This window comes from Ruegeria sp. HKCCD7296, from assembly GCF_013110775.1.
Classification (GTDB): Bacteria; Pseudomonadota; Alphaproteobacteria; order Rhodobacterales; family Rhodobacteraceae; genus Ruegeria.
In genome coordinates, this window is record NZ_WVRF01000010.1 from 52,292 (window position 1) to 69,095 (window position 16,804).

At 54.8% G+C, this 16,804-nt stretch carries 13 protein-coding genes; 4 read left to right on the top strand and 9 right to left on the bottom strand.

Translation table 11 applies throughout. The annotated features are described in order from the left end of the window. Positions 1–17: 17 nt before the first annotated feature. Positions 18–1,292 (bottom strand): ABC transporter substrate-binding protein, encoded by a 1,275-nt coding sequence (locus GS632_RS14120; protein ID WP_171722049.1) that lies wholly within the window; start codon positions 1,290–1,292, stop codon positions 18–20. A gap of 25 nt (positions 1,293–1,317) precedes the next feature. Next, positions 1,318–2,379 carry a maleylacetate reductase gene (locus tag GS632_RS14125; protein WP_171235929.1) on the bottom strand — a complete coding sequence of 354 codons (1,062 nt, stop codon included), beginning with the start codon at positions 2,377–2,379 and terminating at the stop codon, positions 1,318–1,320. Between the two features lie 105 nt (positions 2,380–2,484). Here GS632_RS14125 and GS632_RS14130 point away from each other — a divergent pair, with 105 nt between their 5' ends. Further along, positions 2,485–3,417 (top strand): LysR family transcriptional regulator, encoded by a 933-nt coding sequence (locus GS632_RS14130; protein ID WP_171238427.1) that lies wholly within the window; start codon positions 2,485–2,487, stop codon positions 3,415–3,417. A gap of 380 nt (positions 3,418–3,797) precedes the next feature. After that, entirely contained in the window at positions 3,798–5,714 is a 1,917-nt protein-coding gene (locus GS632_RS14135) for an adenylate/guanylate cyclase domain-containing protein (RefSeq protein WP_171238426.1), read from the top strand. A gap of 60 nt (positions 5,715–5,774) precedes the next feature. Here the strand turns inward: GS632_RS14135 and GS632_RS14140 are convergent, their stop codons facing one another. Next, entirely contained in the window at positions 5,775–7,412 is a 1,638-nt protein-coding gene (locus GS632_RS14140; protein ID WP_171722050.1) for a winged helix-turn-helix domain-containing protein, read from the bottom strand. Between the two features lie 165 nt (positions 7,413–7,577). Between GS632_RS14140 and GS632_RS14145 the strand changes: the two genes are divergently transcribed. Then, positions 7,578–7,994, top strand: a complete 417-nt coding sequence (locus tag GS632_RS14145) for a hypothetical protein (RefSeq protein WP_171238424.1) — start codon at positions 7,578–7,580, stop codon at positions 7,992–7,994. A gap of 1,036 nt (positions 7,995–9,030) precedes the next feature. Here the strand turns inward: GS632_RS14145 and GS632_RS14150 are convergent. From GS632_RS14150 to GS632_RS14175, 6 genes are all read right to left on the bottom strand, one after another. Further along, positions 9,031–10,323, bottom strand: a complete 1,293-nt coding sequence (locus tag GS632_RS14150) for a TRAP transporter large permease (protein WP_171181766.1) — start codon at positions 10,321–10,323, stop codon at positions 9,031–9,033. Continuing rightward, positions 10,320–10,934 carry a TRAP transporter small permease gene (locus GS632_RS14155; protein ID WP_171238423.1) on the bottom strand — a complete coding sequence of 205 codons (615 nt, stop codon included), beginning with the start codon at positions 10,932–10,934 and terminating at the stop codon, positions 10,320–10,322. Before GS632_RS14155 ends, GS632_RS14150 begins: the two co-directional genes overlap by 4 nt. Before the next feature lie 86 nt (positions 10,935–11,020). Continuing rightward, positions 11,021–12,025, bottom strand: a complete 1,005-nt coding sequence (gene dctP, locus GS632_RS14160; protein ID WP_171238422.1) for a TRAP transporter substrate-binding protein DctP — start codon at positions 12,023–12,025, stop codon at positions 11,021–11,023. Between the two features lie 367 nt (positions 12,026–12,392). After that, positions 12,393–13,424, bottom strand: a complete 1,032-nt coding sequence (locus GS632_RS14165; RefSeq protein ID WP_171238421.1) for a histone deacetylase family protein — start codon at positions 13,422–13,424, stop codon at positions 12,393–12,395. Positions 13,425–13,427: 3 nt separating this feature from the next. Next, positions 13,428–14,357: a 3-keto-5-aminohexanoate cleavage protein gene (locus GS632_RS14170; protein WP_171238420.1), complete on the bottom strand. Its 930-nt coding sequence runs from the start codon at positions 14,355–14,357 to the stop codon at positions 13,428–13,430. Between the two features lie 3 nt (positions 14,358–14,360). Further along, the gene (locus tag GS632_RS14175) at positions 14,361–15,695 is read right to left on the bottom strand and encodes an aspartate aminotransferase family protein (protein ID WP_371810067.1); all 1,335 of its coding nucleotides are present in this window, start codon (positions 15,693–15,695) and stop codon (positions 14,361–14,363) included. Between the two features lie 109 nt (positions 15,696–15,804). Between GS632_RS14175 and GS632_RS14180 the strand changes: the two genes are divergently transcribed. Further along, positions 15,805–16,800, top strand: coding sequence for a LysR family transcriptional regulator (locus tag GS632_RS14180; RefSeq protein WP_171619890.1), 996 nt, complete (start codon positions 15,805–15,807; stop codon positions 16,798–16,800). Positions 16,801–16,804: the final 4 nt, after the last annotated feature.

Genomic DNA, 16,804 nt, shown 5'->3' on the forward strand with positions numbered 1-16,804 from the left:
CGTTGATTTCATTGCGATCAGGAGATTTCTTCCATCACACCCGCGGTCGGAATTTCGGGCGCGGAAGAGTTGTCGACGATCACAAGATCATAGCTGCCATTGTCGAGCAGCCTCCATTGCCCCCCGACCAGGGGCGTTTTGGCAACGTTCTGCGCAGCGAAGGGCGGCAGGCCCGCACCATCAAACGCGATCCGGCCAACAATGGAGTCAAGCTGCGTAGCTGCGATGGCTTCGGCCACTGCATCCCCATCACCCGCGTCATCAACCCGGCCCATGACGTTTGCTGCCATTTCGAACAGCGCATGCACAAAGCCGATGGGTTGGGTCCACTGACGGTTGGTGGCGGCCATGTACCCTTGCGCCAGTTCAGCCGAGCTTGCGCCGGTCAGCGATGACGAGAACGGATGGGTGGGGGACCACCAAACTTCAGAGCTCAGGTTGTTGCCTGCGTTGCCCAAAGCTTCGACGGCTTGCGGGAACAAGATGGCCTTGCCAATGCTCGCGGCTTTCGGGGTGAAGCCTTGCTGTTTGGCCTGGCTCCAAAAAGTGGTGAAGTCAGGCGGGATCGGAACGCCGGTTACGATTTCAACATTCGCCTGCCGGAACGCGTTGATCTGGGACGAGAAATCATCGGTAAGGTTCTGGTACCGCCCGGGATCCGTCAATGTGTAACCCAACTCTGAGAGAACAGGCGGGAAACCTACATTTGGGTCGCCCCAAGCGTTGCCATCGCCGTCATTCGGGAACAGCGCACCGACCTGCTTGTTGGTCTCCAACTGGTTCCACATTGCCGTGAAAACCGAGATTACGTCCTCAAGGCCCCAGAAGAAGTGATAAGCGTAATAGAACGGCTCCCAGCTGGCTGGATCACCGGGATTGCCCTGCTGGCCGATGAACCATGGCTGCCAGGGCGTAACGGTGGAAATACACGGCACTTCCTCGGCCTCACAGGTCGAGGCAACCGGGTTGGTCGTTTCGGGTGTCGAAGCGACCAGCATCAGGTCGATCTCATCATCCACGATCAGTTCGCCCGCGACGTCTGCCGCTCGGTTCGGGTTCGACTGGCTGTCTTTGACGATGACTTCGAAATTCGCACCGGCTTCGGATGCGGCGAAATTCTCCAGAATAAACTTGTCTGCCTCGGAGAAGGCGGCCAGAGGACCTGATTGCGGGCTGACATAGCCCAACTTGATCTTGGCGCCCTGAGCGATAGCGGGCGCAGCGAGCGTGCCGGCGGCCAATCCCAGGCCGGTTGCAGCGCTGGATTGCAGCAATTTGCGTCGTGTGATCATGTGTCCCTCCCTTGACACGGTGAAGTCAAACGCTTGGGGCAGTGCCTGCCCACGCGTTTTGAAGAAGCGCCCGCAGCCCATCAGCAGTGACCGGTTGCGGGTTCCAATACGGGTTGTTGAGTGCGATTTCGGTGGCGCGATCCAGATCGGCCTTGGAAAGTCCAAGGTCCTTTAAAGCCATCGGCGCGCCCATGCTTTTGGCAAAATTCCAAAGCGCCTGGCCTGGCTTAGAGCCACCGAGAATATTTGACACGGGTTCCAGCAGCTCTGGCACACCCACCGCGTTGTAGGCGATGGCATGGGGCAAAATGATCGCATGGGTTTCCGCGTGTGGCAGATTGAATGACCCGCCCAGCGTATGGCAAAGCTTGTGATGCAACGCCATTCCGACCAGACCAAGCACCGTACCGCAGGCCCATGCACCACGCTGCGTTTCTTCTCTGGCTTTCAGGTCGTTGGGGTTTCCGACAACGGTTGGCAGTCCCTCTGCAAACGCCTTCAGACCGTCGATAGCCAATTCCGTGGTCTCATCAGTTCGGTCCTTGGCATAAAGCGCCTCGGCGGCATGAGCCATCGCGTTCAAGGCGCTGGTCACGGTCATTGCGGGCGGCAATGAGGCAACAAGTTCCGGATCGTACAGAATGACCCGCGGCAGAACCTTCTGGTCTGTCAGGGTAGTTTTGATGCCATCCTCAGTCTGACCCAGGATCGGAGTAGCCTCGCTGCCGGCATATGTGGTCGGGATGGCGACTTGCGGCAAATCGGTCCGAAGGGCAATCGCCTTGCCTAAGCCAATCGTTGAGCCTCCTCCGATAGACACGATGCTATCCGCATTTACAGACAGGGCGTGTTCAACCGCTTCTTCCGTCACGTCGACCGGGGTGTGCATCGTTGCTCGCGTAAAGACACCCGCAGCACGATCCCCAACAGTTGTCGCAAGCTCCATGGCCATATCGACTTGCTGAGGTGTCGAAAGGATGAGCGCTTTGTTCGATCTCAGCGCTGTTAGTTCCGTGCAGATGTCGTCACGCAAACCTACGCCGAACCGGACTTTCTGGCCATTGATACTGATGGTACTGAGAGCCATTGGGCGAATTCCTGACAAGCGCTGGATTGCAGATCTGAAGGAAACGCTAGCAGGCAAAGACAGCACTCTTGATCGAATTATCGACGCTCAATATAACTTTGGGTTATGAAGCTTGATCCAAGACATCTCGAGATTCTTGCCGCTATTGTCGAAGCCGGCGGATTGACCGAAGGCGCTGCTTTACTTGGGAAATCGCAACCCAGTGTCTCCAGAAGCGTCTCTCTGTTGGAGGATAGGGTGGGGGAGCCTCTATTCCTGCCAACCCGAAGGCCATTGCAACCCACTGAGCTGGGACTTGCTTTGGCCCAGGAAGGTCAAAGAATTCTGAGCGCTGGTCGCCATGCAAGCCGTCTTGTCGACGAACACCGTCAAGGTCTTGCCGGTGCAGTACGGGTTGCTGGCACGCCGATCTTCATGGACGGTGTCATCTCGAACGTTATTGCAGAGTTTCAAGCCGAGTACCCCAATATTCGGATCGACCAATCTTATGGATACCCTACCGAGCTTTTGTCCCAGTTGTCCGCCGAAACTCTGGATTTGGCCATTCTCCCTATGCGCCCGGCAGACGTGTCAGATGAGTACGAGTTTCGTCAAATCCTACCGGGTCGAAACGTCATTGCTTGCCGCGTTGGGCACCCATTGGCGCGCAAGAAAGAGGTGAAGCTGGAAGATATCACCGAGTATTCCTGGATTGCGCCACCCGCCAACAGTCCGCTGTTTCGTGATTTGCGAAACACGCTTGATGGTATCGGTATGCGAGACTTCAAAATAAGTTTTACCGGCGGGTCGCTGAGTGCAGTTGTGAACGTTCTAACAGGCTCGGATTCCCTGACTGTTCTGCCGTTTTCAGTGGTCTTCATGATGCAAAGGCAAAAAACTCTGACGGCACTTCCGATAAAAATCGGTGATCCCGATCGTCACTTGGGCTGCGTCACACTAAATGCTCGTAGCACGTCAGCCTCGTCAAACCGTGTGCTCGATTTCATCAAGCAGAAGTTCGAAACGCTTGATCGGTTGATCTGCAGCGCGTCAGGATAGCTCTGAGCGGTCGGCCCTGAAAAAAGCCTGAGAACGAATTCTTCGACGACGTTTTGGCTGCCAATGGAGTCAAAGGTTAATGTCGTTTCACAGTAGATTTTGGGCGATGGATAGTTCTTCCATCAGTGGCATAACCTTGCCATTTTCGCCTTACACCGTTCATCCGGCATCTAAATCGATCTGTTTGATCCTGACTTCCTTTTGGGAAAAAACTGGGCTGATGTGCAGGTCAGACGATAAAGGTGCCTGTTCTGGCTGATTTGCCGCGTGGCGACAGAGGATGGGGGCAAAGCCGTCATTCATCGCGAATGCAGCGAGCCGGCATGGCATGCACTGTCGTGAATTTACGACATCAGTTAGACTGCGATTAGGAGGGTCCTATGCAGCGCCGACTTGCCGCAATCATGGCTGCAGATGTCGTTGGGTATTCGTCGTTGATGGGAGACGATGAAGCGGGGGTATTGTCCGCTCTCAAATTGCTGCGTTCGGAGATTTTTGATCCTACGATCGACAGATATAATGGGCGCATCGTCAAGTTGATGGGAGACGGTGCCCTTGTCGAATTTTCTTCGGTCGTAGATGCCGTAAACTGTGGTGTCGATATTCAGCGTGCTGTGGCCAGGACCGCGCCGACACTTGCCAATGGATCCCGGCTGCAGCTTCGGATCGGTATTAACCTCGGCGATGTCCTGATTGCTGACGGGGATCTTTTTGGTGATGGGGTGAATATTGCTTCGCGTCTTGAAGGTTTGGCCGACCCTGGTGGTGTCGCGGTCTCCGAGAGTGTCGTGGGTCAGGCAATGGGCAAGGTCGAAGCCGCATTTGAAGATCTTGGCCTGCAAAAACTTAAGAACATTGCAGAACCAGTTCGCGTTTTCCGGGTCTTGTACGACGGAGCTTCTACCCCTCGGCGGCTATCAAACAAACGCCTATTGATGGCAATCACATCGGCGCTGATTTGCCTGTGCGCGGTGGGTTTCTTGGCGTGGTGGATCGGAATTGGTCGCGAGCAGTCCAACGTCACGACTTTCGATGACAGGGTAATTTTGGCGGAACCAACTGGCCCGACGGTTGCTGTTTTGCCATTTCAAAACCTTAGCAACACTGATGCTCGCGATTTGTTGGCGATAGGCATTGGCGAAGACATCATCGTTGAACTAGGAAGTTATCAGGACCTCAATGTATTGTCCCGCCAGTCCACCCATACTGTTGATCCGAAAGAAAGTGATCCGCGCAGTATCAGGCAGAAATTCGGAGCGGACTATGTGCTGGAAGGCTCGGTCCGGCAGGTTTCAGAACGCCTTCGCGTGACGGCACGGCTGATCGACACAACATCAGGCCTTCAGGTCTGGTCGGATGCGTATGACGAAAGTCTCACAACATCGAATATTCTCGACGTTCAATTACAAATTACTGAAAAAGTTGCCTCTGCAGTCGGGGACGCCGGTGGCGCGATTAAACGCATTCATGCCGGGCACGCGCGCGCGAAATCTCCTGAACACTTGTCGTCTTATGAATGTTCTCTGATGCGTGTCGGGTTTATGAACAGGCGAGACATTCAAGAGCGCGTCCGTGGTTGTATAGAACGTGTCGTCGAGGACGAACCCGATTATTGGCGCGGCTGGGCGCAGTTATCCGAGGCGCTTCTGACGGACGTCAAGTTCTTTACCGGTTTGTATGACGGCACACAGGACGAAAAAATCGCTCGGGCCGAAGATGCCGCCCGCAGGGCCGTTTCGTTGAATCCGTATTCGGCGCGTAGTCATTACCTGTTGGCTCTTGTTTTGCAGATTCAGCGCGATCTTGATGGGTTTTTCTCATCTGCGGAGACCGCACTCGCGTTAGGGACAGACCGTTATCTGCAGGGCCAGATCGGTTACGAGTTCATTTGGTCCGGGCGTCTGGAATTGGGCGCTGCTCTTGTTGATAACGCAATTGCCCTTGACCCAAATGCAGCAGACCCGAACTGGTTCCAGGCGCTTGCCGAGTATCACTTCCTAAATGAGGATTATGAAACAGCATTGGAAACGTACGGCAAAGGTGCGCAGCCTGATCTGTGGTGGTCGGTTTCGATTGAGGTCGCGATTTTGGCCGAGCTTGGTCCACATAGCGCCGCATTGGCGGCGAGAGACAGGCTCAACAGAATCCGCCCAAATATTAAAATCGCCGATATCGTTTGGATGTACCGGCGTTTTGCGCGACCGGATGAACTTATTCGTCCATTTGTTGAAGCATATAGAGCTGTGGGATTACCCGAAGGACAGTACGCCCCTTTGGAAGTGGAAAACGGAGGTTAACGCGTCTAGCCGCCGGTTCAGAGCGTTTATTGCATCCGACTGCTCACAAAGAACTAAGCACTATTCAGGCACGCCCGCTCTTTGCAGGCTCGCCAACCAGACTCGGCGGTTTTCAGGATGGTTTTTGGACCCTACGAATTGCCTACGCATCGCTGAAATCGACAGTTTTGGGTTAATCTTCAGCGCAGCGTCGACGGCCTTTTGCGCCTCTTCTGGTTTGTTCATTTCGGCAAGAGTGGCGGCGCTCAGCAGATGATGAAACAGCCGCCACGTATTGCTGGTCGCCACTGCGCCCAACTTACGGGCGGCGTCCAGCGCTTCTTCGTAGCGTTCAAGGTGAAACAGGATGTGCCCTTTAAAAAAATACATGTTTTGCAACATTGGATCGCGCGGACTGAGTCTGATCGCCATCTCTATCTCGGGCAGGGCGCGATCCTGCATTCTGAACCAATCATAGGTATGCGCCAGTTCCAGTCTAATGCGTGCGTCATTAGGGTTAAGTGCGACGGCGCGTTCAAGGTTAGCGATGGCAGGATCTGCTTCACCGGTAAAGCGGTAGATATAGCCAAGGGCTGCATGCGCCTGCGCGTCCTGATCATCCAGCTCAATCGCCCGTTTGGCCGCTTCGGTTGCGGCTATCAGCGTATCCTGAGGAGTGTCTGACCACTGAAAGAAGAATATCGTGCCCAACGCGCGGGCCAACAGACTGTGTGCCGCAGCGAACCCAGGATCAGTGTCGATGGCTTCCTGCGCAAATGACACCGCGTCCTGTTGCGCCTCGTGCGAAAAGATCGCCTGCCGGGCCCGACCACGCAGATACAGATCCCATGCCCCCATATCCTGGGTTGGTTTTCCCAGCGATCTCGTTTCGCCAGACTCATAGATTTTGGGTAGCAATTGGCCGGCGATGGCCTGGCTAATCTCGTCCTGAACGTCAAAGATATCTGTCACCTGGCGATCGAAAACCTCGGCCCAGATGGTTTCGGCACTGTCGACATCGATAAGCTCTCCGCTCACGCGCATCTGACCACCCACGCGGCGAACGCTACCGCGGACCACATATTCAACGCCAAGATCGCGTGCGATTTCGAGCGGAGTTGCTTGATCCTTCGCGTAAGAGAACATGGTTGCGCTGGACACGACGAACAGTTCGCGATTGCGCGAAAGATGCGCGCTCAGGTCGTCGGTGAGACCATCGACGAAATACTGCCCTGTTCTTTCGCCCCCAATGTTGTCAAACCGCACGATGGCCAAAGAGGGCTTTCGATTGTCCGGCAATCTCTGTCGGTCGGCAAAAAAGGAGATTGAGAACAGCGCTATGGCCAGACCCAGCAGAGCACCCGCGATGAGAAGGCCGGTTTTCGGCGTGTTGGCATCACTCTCGGGCAGGGCGTCATCCGATTCAACCGGGGCCACAAATTGAAACCCGCGCTTGGGGTAGGTTTTGATATAATCCGAATTTGCCGCGGTGTCTCCCAAAGCCTTGCGTACGGACCGGATGCGCGTATTCAAGGCAGCGTCTGTGATTGCGGCCCCACCCCAAATCTCGTCAATAATCTCGTGTTTGCTGACGATCCTGTCTCGGTTCCTGACCAGAAACTCAAGCAATTGCAGGGCCTGTGGTTCCAAAGGAACAGGTTGGCCAAGGCGGTTCAAACCCTGCGTCGGATCAAGTCGGAACTCCAAGAAACGGTACATACTGCAACCTACACCCCGCTTTATCCTTGGCTCAACGAAGTTTGGGGATTGTCAGAAGAATGTCAGAAAAAATCAGCTTCTGATCAAGCCCGACGTGCCTGCTGCAACTAGCGTTTACTTGGCTAACGCTCTTTTGCTTTGCCCAACACTTTATGGAGATAGGATATGGTACACTTAAAAACACTTTGCGTAGCGGCTGCTGTAGCCCTGGCAGGAAGCCCTGCATTCGCTCAATCTGATCTTGAAGCGGCATTGAACAATGGAGCCGAGCGTCTCGATGCTGAACAGATCGCGGAACTTCTGATCGGCAAAACCGTCACAGCCACGTCCGGAGAGAAGACGTTTCGCTTCTTCTATGACCCGAATAACATCGTGAGCGGAGAGCTGACGAACGGTGGTTGGAGCGGAGCGGGTGCCTTTGCCATCACAGACACAGATAAGGTTTGCGTTTCAATGGTTGCCGACAAAGGGCGCTACCGCTGTATGACTGTGCTCCGTGTTGGGGGCTCGATACAAAAATTCAATGCCGACGGAAAAAGGACTTTCGAACTTCACAGCTTTGAGCCTTCTACCGGTCTCTGAGGCAGGCTCAGTCTGGTTGTAGTGCAGCAGCAGCCATCTTTTGAATGACGAGCTGTGGCAACTAATATCCGACCGCGAGGGGATTTGCGCAGACAACGAACACCCAATATTTTGTTGAGATCTCGAGCAAAAATATCGGGAATTTTTGAATAGGGCGCTGTCGGAAGCCAATTCTGAAGCGCGCTCGCAAGTCGATGATCGCCGCCCAAAAAGAACGACCCGAGCTCGGTCTCTTTCGCCAAGGTTGTTCGTCCCATAACGATGCCACCCACCGCGATGAGAGTGTTTTCTATGTAAAGCTCAGCGTCCAGCTCTGGATCGTCTACACAAAACTAAGGTGGCGCGCCTCGCTGCGCCAGAAACCAGAATGTGTCGTGAACCGTCGGCTCATCGCGAAAGTGAAACCGGATCACGGATCGCTTGTCGAGCAAGCACCGACTTGAAGGACGCTTTGGCATTTCCACATCATCGGGGATGCCAATGCGCCTGTCAGTGCCACCTCGGCTTCGATGTTCTGCTGTGCTCAAAACCCCAATGCCTTGATGACAGGTTCCTTTGCTGTCGCATCGGGCGTTGCCGCCAATCTACTAGGGCAAGAAATCTGGTTGCCTCTCGAGCCGCCGGTGCCTGCGTTTTGGTTTCTAACGTTTGGCTTTCATCTAGCGATCCAAACGTGAAATTGGCTTGGTGAAAGGCCTCGACTGCTATGCAAAAATTGCAAAGCGAGTATTCGAGAAATCTTGGTAGTCGGAATCGCGATGCTCTCATATATGCGTCCGGTAAATGAAACTCCTGATGAGGACCAAGACGATGGCAAAAGAAATCAAAGATGCGTTCAGCCTCTTGAGCCTGATCGCTGCAACCGCCCTGCTGATTGGTGTGCATGCCTGGATTTATGTTCAGTAAGTCAAACCTAACCACGATTAATCTGATGAATGCAGATTGATTTGATTGGAACAGGTTGGCTGCGTGGCCGTCTGCGAATGAAAAAGGAGCCCGAAGCCCGGGCTCCTTTCTTTGTTTTTAGTTGAATCCATTACCGGCTGAGCAGCAGTTCCGGAAGCCAGAGCGACAATGACGGGACAAAGGTGGTCAGCATCAGCGTCGGCAACCAGGCGAACACGATGAAGATCAACGTTGGCCACAGCATCTTGGACACGGACGTGTCGCAAATCTGCGCACCGAGATAGAGCAACGGCGCCGTCGGAGGCGTGATGTTGGCCATACCAAGATTGACACCGATGATCGCAGCAAAGTGGATTGGATCGACACCTACACTTTGGGCAATCGGCAACAGGATTGGCGTGGCCAAGAGCAAGCCCGAGATATCGTCCATCAGCATGCCGATCAGGATCATGACCACGTTGATCATCAAAAGGATCACGATCGGATTGTCCGATACCGAGTAAACCATATCCTTGGCCAACTGAGGCGCACCCTGCGAGATCAGGTTGTCCGAAACGATCAGCACCATAAAGATCATGACCATGACCACACCGATCGTCACACCCGAAGTCTGGATGGTCTGAGCAAGCGTTTTCCAGGTTAGCCCACGATAGAAATAGATCGCAACCGGGATAGCATAGCATACCGCAATGCCTGCGGCCTCGGTCGGGGTCATGACCCCGCCATAGATTCCACCCAAGATAATGATGGGCATCAAGAGCGCTGGACCCGCCAGACGGCCCTGACCCAAGAGCGCGGGCATGAACGGATCTGGACGCTCCTTCAGTTGAATGTCGTCATACTTCCGCAACATGAACTGGTTGGTGACAATCAGAAGAGTTATCAGGATGATCGCCGGAATCACGGTTGACAGAAAACACTTGAGCACGTGCTGTTGCGCCACCCAGCCATAAAGAATGTGCGACGAGCTGGGCGGGATCAAAAGGCCCAAGGGTGCTGCACTGACGATAAGCGCCGCCGATTGCCCGCCAGGATAATTCGCCTTTTTCAGATGCGGCATCATGATACCGCCAATGCAGGTCAGTGTCGCATTCGCACTCCCCGAGATCGAGCCGAAGACCCCACAGGCCAGTACGGAGGCCGCATTCAGGCCGCCCTTTATGTGGCCGATGAACATCTCGGCCAGCGCCACAAGGGGGGCTGCGATTTTACCTTTTTCCATGATGCCGCCAGCGATCATGAAGAGTGGGATTGCCAACAGCACCAGCGAACGGATTCCAGTCGCACCGGTCGGCAGATAGCCGGTAATGGACTGATCCCCAACAATGGCAATAAAGATCAGAACCGATCCAAAGGCCACGTAGACGCTGACACCGAGCAGCAGCATTAGGCAGACGATAATCAGGCTTCCGGTGATAATCATTTGGCGGCTCCTTTCATCGTCTCAGACCGAAGGGGCAACCCAAGGCCTTTTCGGATGTGCACGTAGAGATACGCAGCGGTGAACATCGCCATGAAGCCGAAGGCACACATGATCGCAATGCGCCAGGTGACAAACGGAATGCGCAACACCGGAGTGGACCGTAGTCGCGGGAACGAGAAGTCGTCCAGCAGCGAAACATAGCAGGCGTAAAAGAGAAACAAGATAACCACGAGTTCAACCAGCAACACCACGAAGCTGCGCCACCAAATCAACCGTTGATTATGTATTACAATGCTGAGGATATCAGCGTTGATGTGCAGATTGCGGGCAGAAGCCAGAACGGCCCCGGCAAAAAAACCGACAATGGAGAAGGCCAAAAGCCATTCCTCATAGGCAAAAAGGTCGCCTCCAAAGCCGTATCTGATCACGACAACAGCGCCAAAGGTGAATGCCATCAAGAACCCGCAGAACATTACGAGCTGTCTACAAACGAACGCGATCACCTTCATAGGATACCCAATGATTGGCGGAAGTTCGTCTGTGATTTTTTGTGGTTTGCCCTCGTCTTCATCGCCGACGAACCGCGGCAAGCCGTCTTCGTCATTCGGCATATCTGTCCCCCCCATTTTGACATTTTTTTGAGGAATTAGCAAAAAAAAGGGCCGGCAAATATGCCGGCCCTTCCGTGGTCAGGTTATCAGTTCTTCGCCGCCAGCAAGCGATCGATCACGTCCTGGCCGACGCTTTGGGCCATCATAGGCCAGATGTTTTCCTGGATATGAGCGGCCATGGCAGCCTGCTCTTCGTCGCTCAGGCTCAGGATTGTGTAGCCCTTGTCGATAAGCTTCTGTCCAAAGGCCGCGTCATTGTCGCGGTTATACTGGAAGAAGTCATCCGAGGCCTTGGTCATCGCGGCCTGAAGCGCTGCACGCTGCTCATCGTTCAGCTTATCCAGCGTGCGCTGTGACGCGTAGAATGTGGTCAGTTCCGAGATCGAGTTGTACTCGACAAAGTGCGTACCAACATCCGACTGGGCGAAGATCGAGTAGGTTGCCGTCTTGGTGCAGCAGATTGCGCCATCAACGATACCTGACTGGATCGCGGGGAAGATATCACCCCACGCCATGGTCGTGGCCTGGTAACCAAGCGCTTCCACCATGGCTTTCACGGCGGGCGACGACCAAACACGAATGTTCATGCCTTTGTCGTCGAAGTTGTTCCAGTTGGTCGGTTCCTGCGTGGCCACGATACCCACAAACCCTTCGGGATTTTGGGCCATGACCCTCACGCCGTACTCGTCGGTGATTTCCTGCAAGATCTGATTATACTCAGAATCCATGTTGCGCATGATGTTGTCCATGTCGTCCCAGCCCCCTACAAGGAACGGCATCGACAGGAACTCCAGGCGCGGGTCGGTATCGGCATAGATAAAGGCCGCAGCCAGATCGATATTGCCCCGCGCAACATCTTCGAACAGCGCTTCGCCCGAACCAAGCTGGTTGGCTGGGAACACCTCGATTGTCAGGCCGACATCTGCCGCTGCAACATCTGCGGCGACCTGCTCCATCATCTTGGTACCTTGGTGATCAATTGGAAACACGCCGGCAAAGCGCAGCTTGACATCGTCAGCAATTGCGGCAGTCGACATCAGCGCGCTCATTGCACCAACCACGATGCCCGTGGTTAATTTCGCAAAGTTCATGGAATACTCTCCCTGTTGACGTTTGTTCGTTCAGATATTTTTGCTGACCTTAGCTGGTCAATCTGTCCGGCCAGCCTATGCAAACAAATCGCACAGTGCAATTTGATTCACGTCTGCTGGTTTTTTTGATTTTAGCCCCTCCTTCAGTTGATTTTTTTGAGTAACTCTTGGTTTCGCGGCTCGTGGTAACAAGGCTTTGCGTCATCATTGTCGGGAAAGCGCGATTGGTTGGCCGAGCTTTGCCGCAAGGGCGATATGCCTGTGCTTCGCGGCCAGGGTGGCATCCAGTGTATCGTTAAAGGCCATCATGTCTCATGTAGTCGCTGTAGTCGGTCCACGCGTTCGGCCTGCAATGTATCCCCTTAACTCATGCGGACCTGCCCTCGAAGCCGTCGAGGAAAGACTGCAGGTTTGTGCCCAATTCATTGCAGAGATACCCGCCTTCCTGCACAATCACGGTAGGCAGGTTGAGCGCTGCCAGCATCCTTGCCATCTTGGCAAATCCAGGTGTCGAAACCGCCAGACCACCAAAGGGGTCGCCTTCGAAGGCATCAAGTCCAAGGGCTATGACGATTGCACCGGGCGCGAAGTTCCTGACGACGTTCAAACCTTCGTTCAGACCCTTCATAAACCCGTCATCCCCGGTGCCACGTAAGAGCGGTATGTTCAAATTGTATCCGTGCCCCGCGCCTTCACCGACCTCATGAGCGTGACCCCAGAAGAATGGATAGAACCGCGCCGGGTCCGCGTGGATAGACAGGGTGAATACGTCGTTACGTTCGTAAAAGATGCCTTGCGTTCCGTTGCCGTGGTGCAGGTCAACATCGATGATCGCCACGCGGTCATGAGTTTGCCGTAGGTATTGTGCAGCAATAGCGCTGTTGTTGAGATAACAGAATCCGCCAGCTAGATCGCTAAAGCAATGATGCCCCGGCGGCCGGCAGAGCGCATAGGCCACGTTGTCCCCGTCCAATACTGCCTGGGTTGCGCTCACGGCGCAGTTTGCGGACCAGCGCGCTGCTTCCCAGGTGTGTGCACCGATAGGGCAGGACATGTCGGTGACGTGAAATCCTGCCTGACCGACTGCCGACAAGGGATAGCTGGCCGTGCGGCGATCCGGGTGGATATTCGGGAATATCTCGGGCGTGGCGTCGGGAATGCGCGCCCACCGTTCATAAACCGTCGACAGGAACTTCAGGTAGGCCGGAGTGTGTACTGCCGCGATCGGAGCTAGGCCATGATCAGTCGGGGCGTGCACAGCGTGACCGCCCGCCGCGACGCCTGCAAGTAGGCGCTCCAACCGCTCAGGTTTTTCGGGGTTGGGTTGCATAACTCCGTTAACCAGAAACCCGCTGGGATTATGCTGGCCCTGCTGTTTCTGGTCAGAAAAGACTTTCATGTGTCAGAACCCTACCTTGTCTGCCCCTTTAAGACCGAGCATCGCGCGCGTCTCGTCAGGTGTTGCGATCTCGTATCCCAGCTCCTCCAGAACCGACCGGATTTTAGTGACCTGTTGAGCGTTGCTGGTAGCAAGTTGCCCGCGTTCGATCATCAGGCTGTCTTCAAGACCAACACGCACATGCCCACCCAGGATGGCGCTCATAGTGCCCAGTGGCATCTGCTGTCGCCCTGCGGCAAGCGCCGAAAACTCGTAGGCGTCGCCCAACAATCGGTCAGCCGTTTCCTTCAAATACATCAGGCTGTGCGGGCTGGCGTCGATCCCGCCCAGTACACCCATCACAAATTGCAGAAAGACCGGTGGCACAATGCTCTTTTGCTTCAGATAGAACGCCAGCGTCTGAATGTGCCCCACATCGTAACATTCACATTCAAACCGCGCGCCACCAGCATCGCCCAGCATTCGAAACACGGTTTCTATGTCATGGAATGTATTCTTGAACACAGTGTCGCGTGTGTTCTCCAAAAAGGACTCTTCCCAATCATGGGTCCAATCGGAATAGCGATCCTTCATCGGGAAGAGGCCGAAATTTATGGAGCCCATGTTGAGCGAACACATCTCGGGCGCCAGTTCCACGGGGGCCGAAAGCCGCTGTTCCACACTCATCTGTGAGCTGCCGCCCGTGGTCAAGTTTATAACCGCGTCACTCGCGTCCTTGATCCTTGGCAGGAACTGGCGAAAGACATTGATATCCGCGCTTGGGCGGCCGGTGTCGGGGTCGCGCGCATGCAGGTGTAAAACAGATGCGCCAGCTTCTGCTGCCTCAATTGCAGACTTAGCTATTTCGTCAGGCGAAACCGGCAGGTGTGGGCTCATGGTCGGCGTGTGGATCGAGCCTGTCACGGCGCAAGTCAGGATAATTTTTTGCGCCATGGGTCAAACCTCCAATGCACATTCACGGGCAAAGTCCCGGAGACTGTCGTCGAGTATGTTCAGGATTTCGTTGATCTGCGCTTCGGTCGCGATCAAAGGCGGGCAAATCAGGAAATGATCGCCCTCAACACCGCCGCGAGTGCGGCGCGAATAAGTGATCAGGTTGCGCTCGTAGCAGATTTCCACGAACCGTTCATAGGCGTTCAGGTCCTTGGGCAATGGTGACATGGTGTCCCGATCCGAGACCATTTCAAAGGCGGTTAGCAGGCCTTTTCCCCGCACATCACCGATGAACGGGTGACGCGCCATGAGGTCCATGAGCCCCGCCATCAGGATTTCGCCCATGATCCGCGCATTGGTCATCAGGTCCAGCCGGTCGATTTCGTTCAGAACAGCCAACCCAGCGCTGCATGCGAGCGGGTTACCGGCATAAGTGTGGCCGTGGGCAAATCCGCCGCTGTCCAGCACGGTTTCAACCATCGCTTTGTCGGCGATCATGGCCCCCAACGGGGCATAGCCTGCGCCAAATCCCTTGGACAGGGCCACAAGATCGGGGCGGATGTTCCAGTGCTCCGAAGCCAGAAACGTACCAGTGCGTCCGACACCAGACATGACCTCGTCCATGATCAGCAGGACGCCAAATTCGTCGCAGATCTCGCGCACCCGCCCATAGTAGCTGTCGGGCGCAACCAGCGCCCCGGTAGATGCACCGCCCACCGGTTCCATGGCAAAAGCCAGAACCGTGTCGGGCCCTTGTGCAATGATCTCATCCCTTAGCATCTCGGCATATTTCAGACCACGATCGTGGTCGGACAGGTTGTCGCGGTCCAAATAGCAAGTGGGCGCAGGAATTTTCGGCATTTCCTTGAAAAGCGGCGCAAACGCGTTCGTCAGCGGCCCGTATCCGGTAATCGCCAGCGCGCCCAAGGTAGAACCGTGATAAGATGGAAAGCGCGAGATGACTTTCCACCGACTGGCTTGCCCATCAGCAACCGCCCATTGCCGCGCGAATTTCACGCAAGACTCCACGGCCTCGGACCCGCCAGAAACAAAAAAGACCTTGTCCAGGCCTGCCGGTGTGCGATCCGCGATGGCTGTGGCCAGGTCTTCTGCTGGGGCGTTCTCAAAATGTAGACGATAGGCAAAGGTTGCGCTGTCCATCTGCGCCTTCATTGCAGCCAGAACATTGGGATTTGAATGGCCAATATTGCTGACCATCGCCCCGGACGAACCATCAATATAACGCTGGCCGTTCTTGCCCCAAATATAGATTCCTTCTGCGCGATCGACCTCGGGGCGGCGCGCGCGACTTTGATAGAAAAGGTTCGATGCCTTCACGGTTTTTCTTCTTTGACAGGTGTGGCGATGCAGGAGCGATACCCAACCTTGTGTTGGATTCTTTTATAGGGCAAATAGATAATGAGAATTAAGCATATTGATTGAATCAATGGATAACGCCGCTGAACAGGACAAATTGATCCGCGAGCTGGATTGGAATCTGCTTCGCACCTTTATGGTCATTGTTCAGGAAGGCAGCATCACCCTGGCGGCCCAGCGCCTGATGCGGCGACAACCTTCCGTCAGCCAAGCCCTGAAACGTCTTGAGACACGGCTTGGAATGCCGCTGATTGATCGCAGCCCATCGCATTTCCGCATCACACCAGCCGGGCAGACACTGTACCAGGAATGTCTGGACATGTTTGGAAGCCTGGCGCGGGCTATCCAAAGCGCACAGGGAACGGAAGACATCGTGACGGGTACCGTCAAACTCGCGCTTCTCAGTAGGATTGAAAGCGATTTTTTTGATGCGATACTGGCGGACTTTCATCGCCAATTCCCCGAAGTCAGCTTTGATATTGAGGTTATGTCCAGCAAAGCCGTCAGGCAGGCGGTTCTTGAAAAATCCGCGACACTTGGCGTCTGCTTGGTGCATGACACCCATCCAAGTCTGCAGCATGAGGTTCTTTATCGGTCCTACTTTGGGTTCTACTGTGGTCCCAGCCACCCATTGTTCGGGCAACGCGATCTGAAACTCGACGACTTGCGAGACCATTCGTCGGTTTCATTCCGGACAGACCAGCTTTGGGATGCGTTACGTCCGGTGGCGTTGCTGCGCGCGCAGCACAAGCTCGACAACAAAGTGATCGGTTACACTTCTGACCTGGGCGAGGCACAGCGGATGATCGGCGCGGGGCTCGGGTTTGGCCCTCTGCCTGTTCACATCGCCGAACGCTTCGTCAATCGCGGCGAACTGTGGCGTTTGCCACCTTATGAAAATGCGTTGGCAATTGATATTCATCTGGTGCACCACAAAAGCGCCCGCCTGAATCGCGCGGAAAAAGCACTGCTTGACATGTTTCGAAACCGGCTTGCATCGGTGCCGCTTGAACAGCGCAGCTACAATCCAACCGAAACAATCGAGCCAAGGATCCAAGAGGGGTAAGCCA

Excerpts from the sequence above, each read along its gene's own strand:
- GS632_RS14120 (WP_171722049.1), bottom strand. The coding sequence starts at position 1,292 with ATGATCACACGACGCAAATTGCTGCAATCCAGCGCTGCAACCGGCCTG.
- GS632_RS14125 (WP_171235929.1), bottom strand. The coding sequence starts at position 2,379 with ATGGCTCTCAGTACCATCAGTATCAATGGCCAGAAAGTCCGGTTCGGC.
- GS632_RS14130 (WP_171238427.1), top strand. The coding sequence starts at position 2,485 with ATGAAGCTTGATCCAAGACATCTCGAGATTCTTGCCGCTATTGTCGAA.
- GS632_RS14135 (WP_171238426.1), top strand. The coding sequence starts at position 3,798 with ATGCAGCGCCGACTTGCCGCAATCATGGCTGCAGATGTCGTTGGGTAT.
- GS632_RS14140 (WP_171722050.1), bottom strand. The coding sequence starts at position 7,412 with ATGTACCGTTTCTTGGAGTTCCGACTTGATCCGACGCAGGGTTTGAAC.
- GS632_RS14145 (WP_171238424.1), top strand. The coding sequence starts at position 7,578 with ATGGTACACTTAAAAACACTTTGCGTAGCGGCTGCTGTAGCCCTGGCA.
- GS632_RS14150 (WP_171181766.1), bottom strand. The coding sequence starts at position 10,323 with ATGATTATCACCGGAAGCCTGATTATCGTCTGCCTAATGCTGCTGCTC.
- GS632_RS14155 (WP_171238423.1), bottom strand. The coding sequence starts at position 10,934 with ATGCCGAATGACGAAGACGGCTTGCCGCGGTTCGTCGGCGATGAAGAC.
- dctP (WP_171238422.1), bottom strand. The coding sequence starts at position 12,025 with ATGAACTTTGCGAAATTAACCACGGGCATCGTGGTTGGTGCAATGAGC.
- GS632_RS14165 (WP_171238421.1), bottom strand. The coding sequence starts at position 13,424 with ATGAAAGTCTTTTCTGACCAGAAACAGCAGGGCCAGCATAATCCCAGC.
- GS632_RS14170 (WP_171238420.1), bottom strand. The coding sequence starts at position 14,357 with ATGGCGCAAAAAATTATCCTGACTTGCGCCGTGACAGGCTCGATCCAC.
- GS632_RS14180 (WP_171619890.1), top strand. The coding sequence starts at position 15,805 with ATGGATAACGCCGCTGAACAGGACAAATTGATCCGCGAGCTGGATTGG.